12 protein-coding genes and 2 pseudogenes are annotated in these 9,942 nt (G+C 57.0%); 10 read left to right on the top strand and 4 right to left on the bottom strand.

From position 1 onward, the window contains the following. The first annotated feature begins 894 nt into the window (after nucleotides 1-894). The 10 genes and pseudogenes from SO139_RS44365 to SO139_RS44320 all read left to right on the top strand — a co-directional run bounded on the left by SO139_RS44365 (nucleotide 895) and on the right by SO139_RS44320 (nucleotide 7,492). A complete protein-coding gene (locus SO139_RS44365) occupies nucleotides 895-1,464 on the top strand; it encodes a hypothetical protein (RefSeq protein WP_498542010.1) in 570 nt (189 codons plus the stop codon). Beyond that, the gene (locus tag SO139_RS44360) at nucleotides 1,433-1,816 is read left to right on the top strand and encodes a hypothetical protein (RefSeq protein ID WP_474804630.1); all 384 of its coding nucleotides are present in this window, start codon (nucleotides 1,433-1,435) and stop codon (nucleotides 1,814-1,816) included. The genes SO139_RS44365 and SO139_RS44360 overlap by 32 nt, the downstream gene beginning before the upstream one ends. A 17-nt stretch (nucleotides 1,817-1,833) precedes the next feature. Further along, nucleotides 1,834-2,112: a hypothetical protein gene (locus SO139_RS44355; RefSeq protein WP_474804627.1), complete on the top strand. Its 279-nt coding sequence runs from the start codon at nucleotides 1,834-1,836 to the stop codon at nucleotides 2,110-2,112. Nucleotides 2,113-2,407: 295 nt separating this feature from the next. Beyond that, on the top strand, nucleotides 2,408-2,956 hold the full coding sequence (locus tag SO139_RS44350) for a hypothetical protein (RefSeq protein ID WP_474804624.1): 549 nt from the start codon (nucleotides 2,408-2,410) through the stop codon (nucleotides 2,954-2,956). Nucleotides 2,957-2,994: 38 nt separating this feature from the next. Further along, nucleotides 2,995-3,313 (top strand): annotated as a pseudogene (locus SO139_RS44345) (hypothetical protein); the annotation flags it as partial. A gap of 14 nt (nucleotides 3,314-3,327) precedes the next feature. Next, a complete protein-coding gene (locus SO139_RS44340) occupies nucleotides 3,328-4,137 on the top strand; it encodes a hypothetical protein (RefSeq protein ID WP_498542009.1) in 810 nt (269 codons plus the stop codon). 3 nt (nucleotides 4,138-4,140) lie between these two features. Then, nucleotides 4,141-4,330 (top strand): annotated as a pseudogene (locus tag SO139_RS44335) (SOS response-associated peptidase); the annotation flags it as partial. A 566-nt stretch (nucleotides 4,331-4,896) separates the two neighbouring features. Beyond that, complete coding sequence (locus SO139_RS44330) at nucleotides 4,897-5,874, top strand: ABC transporter substrate-binding protein (protein ID WP_474804615.1); 978 nt, start codon at nucleotides 4,897-4,899, stop codon at nucleotides 5,872-5,874. A 252-nt stretch (nucleotides 5,875-6,126) separates the two neighbouring features. Continuing rightward, on the top strand, nucleotides 6,127-6,279 hold the full coding sequence (locus tag SO139_RS44325; RefSeq protein WP_474804612.1) for a hypothetical protein: 153 nt from the start codon (nucleotides 6,127-6,129) through the stop codon (nucleotides 6,277-6,279). 859 nt (nucleotides 6,280-7,138) lie between these two features. Continuing rightward, on the top strand, nucleotides 7,139-7,492 hold the full coding sequence (locus SO139_RS44320) for an ATP-dependent DNA ligase (RefSeq protein ID WP_474804609.1): 354 nt from the start codon (nucleotides 7,139-7,141) through the stop codon (nucleotides 7,490-7,492). 266 nt (nucleotides 7,493-7,758) lie between these two features. Here the strand turns inward: SO139_RS44320 and SO139_RS44315 are convergent, their stop codons facing one another. From SO139_RS44315 to SO139_RS44300, 4 genes are all read right to left on the bottom strand, one after another. Then, on the bottom strand, nucleotides 7,759-7,968 hold the full coding sequence (locus tag SO139_RS44315; RefSeq protein WP_474804606.1) for a hypothetical protein: 210 nt from the start codon (nucleotides 7,966-7,968) through the stop codon (nucleotides 7,759-7,761). 767 nt (nucleotides 7,969-8,735) lie between these two features. Then, nucleotides 8,736-9,563, bottom strand: a complete 828-nt coding sequence (locus SO139_RS44310; protein ID WP_498542008.1) for a hypothetical protein — start codon at nucleotides 9,561-9,563, stop codon at nucleotides 8,736-8,738. Continuing rightward, nucleotides 9,556-9,753 carry a hypothetical protein gene (locus SO139_RS44305; RefSeq protein WP_474804600.1) on the bottom strand — a complete coding sequence of 66 codons (198 nt, stop codon included), beginning with the start codon at nucleotides 9,751-9,753 and terminating at the stop codon, nucleotides 9,556-9,558. The genes SO139_RS44310 and SO139_RS44305 overlap by 8 nt, the downstream gene beginning before the upstream one ends. Nucleotides 9,754-9,756: 3 nt before the next feature. Further along, nucleotides 9,757-9,942: hypothetical protein (locus SO139_RS44300; RefSeq protein ID WP_498542007.1), on the bottom strand; the 186-nt coding region annotated here is incomplete at its 5' end.

Below are 9,942 nucleotides of genomic sequence, written 5' to 3'. Positions count from 1 at the left end.
CCTCGACAACCCGTTCGGCACGAGGCTGTCACCCATGTCTTAGGTACGGTCCGTTACCCATGTCTTCGGGCCGGACATGAATTCATTGGTAGCGGGGAAGCGCTACCTACGTTCCCCCCGACAGTTCTCGGCCGAGTTCTTGGTATCCGTAGCCTAACGAAGCCGAGGCTGGCCTGCCCCCTCTTCTCCCCTTGCGGGAAGATGAGGCTCTATGTAACCAATTGATAGCGCGAGGGAAACCAAAATTGGTGTCCGTATGGTGTCCCGTGCGCCGGGTTCCTCACCGCGCGCTTCCGCAGCCGATGATACGGGGCGGTAGTGCAGACCAGGCCGCTGTAGCACCCTCGTCCGGCCTCGCCCGCTGTATGGCTAGGGCTAACCCTCGCTGGGCTGCCGCCCGCCCGCGAGCCTGTGGGTATCTCCGAAAACAACCCTAGCCCGCAGCCGAATGGCGCTACGCTTCTCGCGTGGGATAGCTGGGACATTCGATGGGTGATCGCGAGCAAGAGCTGAAGGACGTGCCACACCGGCCGCCCGATCAGTCGACGTGGCCCAAAGGCATCAGATCGATTTCGATAGACGAGGCCGGAGCGCTAGGGGTTGACGCGAGAGGCGAGCTTTACTGGCACGGCAAACCTGTCGAAATCCGGCGGCCACTCGATCTGACGCGGCGGCAAGAAGCCGTAGCGGTGATCGTCGCCGTCGCGACGGTGCTCGCTGCCCTCGGCGCGGTAGCTCAGGGTTTTGCCGCCTACAATGAGTGGGCCTGCAAGGTCGGCTGGAGGTCTGCTGCATGTCCACCACCGGCACCAGGGCAGACTGCAACGCCACCTTCGTAAACCGTGCGGCGCTCGATCCGGCGACAAGTGACGAACCGTATAAGCAGAAATCCTGATGCCTCGCAAGAACCGCGACTTTTTTGATAACGCCACCTTTGCGGCATCCGTCGCCGCCGCTGTTGCCGCTCTATGCGCTGCGATGTTTACGGGATGGCAGGCTTGGAACGCAAAGGACACCGAGAACCGCCAGCTTCGGGCCTATCTCTTCATCGATCATACGGCGCTCACGGAAACAGCCCTCGGAAAATTTAGAGCCGACCTTGCGATACACGCCGCCGGTGTGACACCGGCATATAAACTCAGATTGGCCGCCACGTTTGAAATAGGTCCGTATCTTCTCAACCAAACAAAGCTTTCAGGTCAGATTGGCGGAAACACGCAGACCTTTGACTATGCGGTGGTCTATGGGACCAAAGAGGTCAATGAGCCGATCTCGATGCAATTCAATCCGGAGGCCGTGAAGCTGCTCGAAGGTGACGCTCATAGGCTCTACCTTCATGGCAACATTCGGTACTCCGACATCTTCGACGCCGAACATCGATACGATTTTTGTTTTGTGTTCCATCCTATGCACGCCCCGCAAGGAAGCGAGCGTGGCTGTGAAGAATACAACACGCCACGTTGATGCGGACGATTGGCGCAGGCTGCAACTGAGTTTCGGGGGGAGCGGAATGGAGTTTGAGCTTAAGGGCGCGTTGAAAAAGTATCGTCGGATGCGATCATGGCGGCGCGCTGGAATGGCGATCATGACAGTCGGTGCGATGACCGCGCCGTGGCTTCTCAACCTAGATCGGACCGACACGCTGATATGCTGGCTTGGTGTGCTTGTCCTGTGGATGGTCGGCGAACTCGAAATGCGATTGAAGACAATCCAGATACGGCTTGCAGGAATGAGCGATCAACTGAATGCGCTTACCGGCAGAGACCCCGATCAGGGTCCGGATGCTGATTTGATCCTCGAACTCAACGACTGGTGACGAGAGGGGCACGATCAATGAAGGCATTGAGGGTCATCGGCTACGTTTGCCTGTCACTCGTTTCGATCTACAGCGTCGTCCTCAGCGACAGCAAAAACTTCCAGTGGTTGCTGGTCGCTTGTTGGGCTGCGGTCTTTTACTATTGGTGGCTTGAAGATCGAGACGCTCTCAAGGCCAGAGAGGAAAAACGGTTCCAAGAACTCGCTTCGCGGGTAGCCTACCTCGAACGGCAGACACAGCACTTCGAGTACCAGATACAGGAGCTACAGCACACAGCGTCGAAGGGGTGGGGTTAGGCGCCTATAACCGCTCGACGGACGGCGGCCCTACGCAATCTTACCTCTCAGCGAACCTTGTCTTAGACAAAGCCCACAGCAAATATCAATGGAAGGACACCATAAGACGTCGGCCACGATAAATGTCCACAAGGTGGATACACTGACCGCGCGGAATTTTAGTCGCGACCGACCCGACGCTCAACGTCGGTTGGACAATCTGCCGTTCGCGGGCTCGTTCGATCGTGACTTTATTTTTTTACTAAACCTGTGGTAGATAGGTGTACTTTAAGAATTTGTTGGGGAATGGACGTCGATGACTTCGATCAAGAAACTTGCCGTGCTTGTAGCGGCGATCGGTCTTTGCTGCGCTCTGGGCCTTGCGATCCTCCTCATTCACGCGGACGTCAAAGAGAATGCCGTTTGGGTGTCCGGAATGGGTGCCGTAGTTGCCATAACGGCCCTCGCTAACACCGTTTTGCTTTTTGCCTTAACGGACGAACGAGCGCAGTTCACGAACGCCTTCGCAATTGCGAAACAATGGAATGAAGAGCCCATGCTCAGTGCACGTCAAAGGATCAGACCGCTCCTTCATGACATGGCTGCGCTCAAATCAAAGATAAAGACCGACACAGCTATATCGGATGCGATTGTGCACTACGTAAACTTCTTCTGGAATATGGCGTCGGCCGTGGAGGTGAAGTGGGCACAAAGCGCGTATCTGCGATTGAGATTTCGCGTTAGTCTGGACACGTTTCTGCCGCTCATACAGGAGTGGGCGAGCCAAGCCTCAGACAAAGGTGCTGCGGACGCCCTTGCATCGCTCGCGCGGCTTCAAAGTCTCTGGGCCACGAAACCTAGTTGATGCCGCTCACGGAACGTTTTCCACGTCCGACTGGCTCGGCTGTGAGCGCGTGGAATAAGCGCATGCTCGCCTTCAAAGGACCGGCGCAGCCGTCACCGACGTTGGGCGATGCCCTCAATGCGGGTATGGCTACTTCGAAGTCCTGTGTCTCGGCTGCGACACAAACCAAACAGTCGCCCTGACATCGTGCGGCGCTCAAAGGCGACGCCGGTTCACGAGTTGGAGCGCTACATGCACTGCACGGTTTGCTCGGCGATGTGCGGCTATCCGTACAAGCGGAGCCATCTTGTTGCACTGCGGATGACCAAGATTTCGGCGAGCGATCCACCATCGACTTGGTGGCCGGGAGAACGATAACGTGATGGTTGATCATGGATACGCATTTTATTGACGCGAAACGCAAGGTCGAGCGGTCGATAGCTCACATCAATGGCATCGAGAAATGGCTCTGGACTGTTAATCGTGAAAATTTCGAAATTGCGTTCGCTCACAAGAAGGATGCACCGGAGCGTAATCTAGAAACGGTTGCGATAAGAAGGCCCCAAGGATTTTCGTCGCCACTGGGACCCATGATCGGGGACGCAATACACAACATTCGCTCAGCACTTGACGCGATAGCCTGGACGATCGTCAAGGCCGCAGGTGGCACAGAGGAACAGTTATCGAAGTTGTACTTCCCCCTCTACCCCGACGAAGCGCTTCCGAAATCATCGGACTACAAGACGATTTGTGCAGCAATACCTCAGATCGGGCCAATCATCGTCGAATTTGTGAGGGGATACAAAGCGGCGCCAGAGTGTGATTTGTGGGCTCTTAATCAGCTAGATCGCATCGACAAACATAGATTTGTAACTCCGACGGTGACGCATTCGAGCGGCCTCATGGTGGCCATCCGAAAAGAAGATGAGGACGATCCGCCACCGATCGCACCGGGCGCGATCTACAGTATCCCACGAGAGCAGGTCGCTGGTGTCTTGTCCGCCGAAGAACGACTGCGACCAGGTTCGAAGGCTTTCGAGCATAATCAGCAATCTGGTTATACAGTTGTGAACGTTCGCTTCCGTGAGGTGCTCGATGGAGAAGAAGTGATCCCTAAGCTGTGGAAATTTACCGAGCTTGTAAGCAAGCTGATCGACGATCTTGACGAAGAGATTTTCCGGCTAGAGGCCAGTCAACCGTAACATATGTGCATCTACTCCATCACGACCAACCAGGAAGCGATCATCCGCCTCTTTCGCGTCGTCAATCGCTACGTCGACCGACTATCCTGCGCCGGTCATTCGCAACACCGATACAGGCACCGAGATGGTGATGATACGTTGGGGAATGCCACCGCCGCCGCGCACAGGCGGCCCGTCAGCCACCAACATCCGCTGCCTCAAACCGTTCAACGACACCCTAGGCCGACCAATCTGTCCGGAAGCGTATCAGCTCGTTCTCAGAATAAAGTAAAGCAGAAAGTGGCGAGCGTTGCAGATTTACAACCATCGCAGTTTGATGTTTATCGCAATGACAAGCGCGACGTGCTCGTTCTAAGTACAGGCTGTGCGGTGCCTGTGGTTTGCTATCCGAGTAAATGGCGCAAGAGCAGAAAAAGAGTTCTCAGAGTCAGCGACGAGATCAGGTCAGCCGTTCAGAGACACGGCACGGCTATTACGTCCGCAGCTTGCGGGCCACCAAGGAGCGCACGATCTAGGTCGAGCAGATTGGCGGCCGGGGTTATTGTTACGTCGGAAACCTACAGCCTATGCCCGGCGTCTTCCGAGACGACCGAGTCTCCGGTGATCAGCAAGCATTGACCCCGAGGGGCGGGATGCGCGCTGGCCCCCGGACGGTCGGCACCATCTGACTACCGAGGAATGACTGTACAAGTTCGCGCGCCTTTCCCAAAATAGTAGGACTTTGCCTATCTGAAATCAGTCGATTTTCGGAGAAACCCAATGCTGCGGCGCAATTTCATTTGGAGCATCGGCGCGGCCACCATTGCGGGGCCATTGATAGCTAGGGCGCAAGCACCGTCAAATAAGGTTTGGCGCATCGCTCACCTTTATCCGGGAAAGTACGACAACCCGGCGGACCGGGCTCTGTACGACGTCTTTCGTGGTTCACTGCGGGACCTTGGATATATCGAAGGCAAGAACCTCATCATCGATCAACGAATGGCCGAGGGGAAAGTCGAACGCTTGCCCGCACTGATGGGCGAACTTATAGTGCTTCGTGCAGACGTTATTGTTGCCGTCACAACTCCCGCTATAGCTGCTGCACAAAAGGCAACATCAAACATTCCGATCATCATGGCGCCGGCTACCGATCCGATCGGGTCTGGCTTCGTTAAAAGCCTGTCCCATCCCGGCGGTAATATCACCGGTATGGCAAATATGGTTGGCGACTCTGTGGGGAAGGCGGTCGAACTCCTACATACCATCGTGCCATCGGCCAAGCGAATTGCTGTTCTTGGCTCCAATAATCCGACGCACCCAACTCAGCTTGAGTTGGCTGATGCCGCAGCAAAAAGCTTGGGACTGTTGGCCGTTGCTGTGACAGCACCTGCGCCCAGCGATCTCGATCAGGCATTCGAGAAAATGAAGCAAGAGCAATGCGACGCTCTTTTTGTATTAGGCGATGTGACCCGACCGGCGATCGTTCCGTTAGCGGCGAAGGCAAACCTTCCGGCCATCTACCAATCTACCCTTTTCGTTGATATGGGCGGACTGGCAAGCTACGGCACAGAGTACAAGGCGGTCTATCGCAAGGTGGCACAATACGTCGATAGGATCTTCAGAGGAGCCGATCCCGCTCAAACTCCCGTCGAGCAGCCAGTCGTTTTCGAGCTTGGTCTAAACCTCAAAACTGCTGCTTCATTTCGTATAAGCATTCCTGACAGCGTCATGGCTCGCGCGGACAAGGTCGTCGAATGAAGTGGAACGCAAAGCAAACGACGAGATTAAGTTAGTGGTTGAAGTACATGCGGATGCAGGAGCCCAATAGCTGTCGGAACGCAACCACCTGCGTTGTGGCACGTGGCTGGCGGGGCTTGCCTCCGTGGTGCTGGCACTATCTTAAAAGCATGCAACTCTCCGACATCCACGACCACGCAATCCAAGCTCACACGGGTTCATCGTCGGCGCAAGGACGTTCGACCGTCTGTTCGCGGGCGTCCGATGAGGTCGATGGCGACACCCTATTCTTTCTACGCCAAGCACGAGGACAACGCCGCGAAGATCGAGGACGAGTTCGCGCTGCACATTTCGATAATCGCATCCAAGATACTGGAGCGCGAGATCAACATCGTGATGGTTTTGCCGAGGCAGCTTGTGAGCTAATGCTGAGTTACCCGTCAATTCCAGGCTCAATTTGGCGCTCTACCTCGGCCAAATGCGAAGCTCAGTATGGGGAAGCGCAAAACCGCGACGCAAGGTCAACGCTCAGCAGTTTGTCTCAATGCAGGCGCTGACGGAGCTTCTTGATTATTTCCCGCAGATCAGCCGCATACTCCTCAATTAACCGGCGCGCCTCCTCCAAGTGCGACGGCTTGGGCCGTGGCGCTTCCTTGTCCGACCGAGGCTCCTGTGGGCGCTTCATAGCCCAATAGATCGGCTAAGCCGGAACCGGACCATTGACCTAAATCAAGTTGTCGGCGGTGGAGAGAGATCCATCAATGCTAAGCCCGCCCAGCGGTCTGCCGGTAACAGGACCTATCCACACCGCGACCACCGGTACGTCAGCGCCGATCCCGACCCCCTGGTCATTCGGGGGCCGTGTCGCGTTCTTGGCGGGACATCAACCGCGCCCACTCGCGAGCGCAAGCGCTTACGCCGCGTGGGGCGCGGAGGTTGATGCTCGCTTTCTCTGGCCGCTAGGACCCTTAGCACTATGCTTGTTGAAGATAGAATTGGCCGACGGTTGGTCATGCCGCACTCCCTCCGCTTTGCAGGCGGGAGCGCTATCGGTCTCTCAGCCACCGACGCCTACGGACAGAGCCTTGGCCGGTGATGGATGATAATACCGCTTTCCGACATAGGTTCCTATGAGATTGGCTTCATGAGGTGAAATACGACGCTATCGCCGGCGCTTGGAGCGCGACGGCAACCGCGTTCGTCTTATCACGCGCGGTGGCTACAATTGGACCAGCCACGATCGTCGAGGCCGCGCTTAAGGTCCGCCAGAAGCAGTTCGTGCTCGATGGTGAAGCGGTCGTGCTCGGCGTCGATGACGCGCTTCACTCGCGCAAGCACGGATCATGAAGTGCAGTTCTGCGCCTTCGATATTCTCGCCGAAGGCGGTGATAACCTCCGCATTTTGCCCTTGTCGATGCGGAAGGCGAACTTGGAGCGCCTATTGGCGCGCCGTCCTGAGGGCGTGTTCGTCAATCCCTTTGAGCGGCGATCTGGGCCTGATCTGTTTCGAGCTGCGTGCAACATGTGTTTTGAGGGATTGGTGTCGAAACGACGCGACCGGCCTTATCAGGCTGGCCGCAGCAAGTATTGGGTCAAAGTGAAGAACCGGCAGCATCCTGCAATGGAGCGGGAGCTATGACGTGCGTCGGCACACGACGCTGTCGAATTCAACAAGTCCCGCATTATCCTCGACGAGGGTGGACGCGCGTGTACAAGGCAAACGAACCATTTTAGAACTGCAACTATTTTTGTGAGGCAGCGCTCGTTGCATGATGGTTAGCTTGTGGGCACTGCGGGCCGAGTACGTTTGATCCCGATCGATTTTGGCCCGGTGCGTTGCACTGAAAAGACCGCCTTCGGGCGGTCTTCTCGCTCCCCCAACAGCATGCGCAGGTTTTTTCGTCATCAAATGAGACCGCGATCTATCTGCTGGATCGTGCGAACAATCAGCACTCGGCGTTCTCTTAGAGCTTTAAGACTATCGGTAAACGCGCGAAGCGTGCGCTCTGCCATCGCCGTGTCATGCCCAGCGATGCGCTCTTTGTCGAAGTGAGCGATCTGCTCAATGATCGCCCTCTCTGCTCCAGCGATCAGTTGGTCCGCCTGCGAAAGCATCGCCACTTCCCTGCACCGGTCCATAAGCGGTCGAGCCTCCGCCACTCCTAACCTGCCCCTGATCACAACTCCCGAAGAGACCTCGGGTTCAATCCGACAGCGCAGCGAGGGCATTCCCCATCTGCCGCTTCGCTGAGTTACAGACCGGCTTCAAAGACCCGCCTAAATTTGCATTCGCGCCGTTGAAGTATTGGGGCTGTCGAAAGGCTAATCAAAACTGGTCAGGATCACTGCCGGCTCGATCCACCAGGATCGCATGCAGCCGGGCGATATCGTTCGTTACTCGTCTTGATCTGCGGGTTCTCCCATTAGCTTATGTGAACATTTCTCAACCAACGGCGTTGCCCGTTCGAAGAGCGTCGCCGCTGTTATGCACGGCGACAATCACAGGGCAGGCCAGGAGGTGCGAGTTCGAAATTTCAGCCGGAACAAAGAGGTTCCGTTATGCAAAGCCCTATCGACGAAGAACTTAGACGTGCAATCCTCCGAGAGATCGGTGAAAGATTGCAAACCTATTTCAGAGAAGAAGAAATACCCCCGAGGCTCAAAGTTCAGATTGACCGGCTGCGCGAACTGGATGACCGATCGCTGCGAACTATGCGCGATCATTCACTGCGCAAGCAAACAATCGTGAGTGGGCTACTTTCTCGAATGCGTCGGGGGAAACGCCAACGATAAAAAAGCCCCGACAATATCGCACGTCGGGGCCTTCCACGATCATCAAGCCGGTTACATCCGCCGTGCCTTCCGATCCTCGATGTCGTCGATTACCACATGCGATCTGGTGTAAAATGTGGCGCGCCGTGACGCCGATCACATTCCGCCCGAAAGCGGCTCGCGACCAGTTCGCGCTTACGCCAGTCTTCACGGCGCCGATGCTCGATCGCCAGCGCCTTGCGCGTCTCCGCTTCTAAGATGATCCTGTCGATCTCGGCTCCATCGAGCGTTCGCTTGATCCTCAGCACCATCGACAGCGTCATCAACAAATCGCCGTAAGGCATCAACAAGTCTCGCGCGGCAATCTCGCAGTGCTCGATGAAGGTCTCGATGGCCTCCTCGGTCTCGCAGAACAGCAAAGCCAGTTCACGAGCCTGCCGGAGATCATCGACAGGGAGCGCAGGCTCACCGTCGAGCATCATGCGTTCGGCAGCGCGGCCAGCCATCAATTCGACTACTTGAGCATAGCAATTGCCGAAGATGTCGGAGACCGAGCTGTGATCCTCACCGGGCTGCGGCATCAACGGAGCAAGTGCATGGCGAACGTCGGAAGCATCGCCCCGGCCTTCCGCATATGCCTCCATGTGCCGCTCGCTCCAAACCCGGCCGCCGTAGCCGGGGCCGGGGTTGACCGTCGCGCCGCCAAGCGAATGTCCAAGCAGACGCGCAGCGACGATGTGCCCCGCCTCGTGGATCGCGATCCGCACATCTTCGTCATAGGAACGGCCGATCTCGGCGAGCAGTTTGTCGTAATCATCCACCTCCGCATCGGGGCCGCTGCCGTTGTCGCTAACCTCGACGCCGGCAGCGGCCACCTCTCCACCGAGAGCGGTCGCGGGGGGTGCGCCACACTCTTCGGCTGAGGTCAATTTATTCATGGCCGAGCACCTTCTTGTGGCGCGCGAGCATTCGCGCGCGGATGGCCGCGATCGTGCCGTGGCGGGCATGAGGCATCGCGCGGGCGATCAGCTCGGCGATATGGGCCGGGATGTGATCCGGTCCGCCGATCCAGCCGTCCAATCGGGTCGTGATCGTATCGGGTGGCATGACGAGCTTACGCTTGTGCATCGGTCACATCCGAGGAACCGAAATCTGGATCGTCCGCGCCTCAGCCGTGCGGTCAATCTCAACGAAGCCGGCTTGGCGCAGGATGGAGTCGGCGCCGAGGCCGGAGGTGTTATTCGCCTCGTCGATCGCGTCGAGATCGACGACATCACGCGCCTGCGGGTTGAAGTCATTGCCACGCGCGCCGCGAAG

Source organism: Bradyrhizobium sp. UFLA05-89, from assembly GCF_059803475.1.
Note: the sequence above shows the minus strand (reverse complement) of the source record. Positions and strands in the feature narration are given on the sequence as shown.

Bases quoted from the DNA above. Each gene is read 5' to 3' on its own strand.
- SO139_RS44365 (WP_498542010.1), top strand. From the start codon at position 895: ATGCCTCGCAAGAACCGCGACTTTTTTGATAACGCCACCTTTGCGGCA.
- SO139_RS44355 (WP_474804627.1), top strand. From the start codon at position 1,834: ATGAAGGCATTGAGGGTCATCGGCTACGTTTGCCTGTCACTCGTTTCG.
- SO139_RS44350 (WP_474804624.1), top strand. From the start codon at position 2,408: ATGACTTCGATCAAGAAACTTGCCGTGCTTGTAGCGGCGATCGGTCTT.
- SO139_RS44340 (WP_498542009.1), top strand. From the start codon at position 3,328: ATGGATACGCATTTTATTGACGCGAAACGCAAGGTCGAGCGGTCGATA.
- SO139_RS44330 (WP_474804615.1), top strand. From the start codon at position 4,897: ATGCTGCGGCGCAATTTCATTTGGAGCATCGGCGCGGCCACCATTGCG.
- SO139_RS44325 (WP_474804612.1), top strand. From the start codon at position 6,127: ATGGCGACACCCTATTCTTTCTACGCCAAGCACGAGGACAACGCCGCG.
- SO139_RS44320 (WP_474804609.1), top strand. From the start codon at position 7,139: ATGGTGAAGCGGTCGTGCTCGGCGTCGATGACGCGCTTCACTCGCGCA.
- SO139_RS44315 (WP_474804606.1), bottom strand. From the start codon at position 7,968: ATGCTTTCGCAGGCGGACCAACTGATCGCTGGAGCAGAGAGGGCGATC.
- SO139_RS44310 (WP_498542008.1), bottom strand. From the start codon at position 9,563: ATGAATAAATTGACCTCAGCCGAAGAGTGTGGCGCACCCCCCGCGACC.
- SO139_RS44305 (WP_474804600.1), bottom strand. From the start codon at position 9,753: ATGCACAAGCGTAAGCTCGTCATGCCACCCGATACGATCACGACCCGA.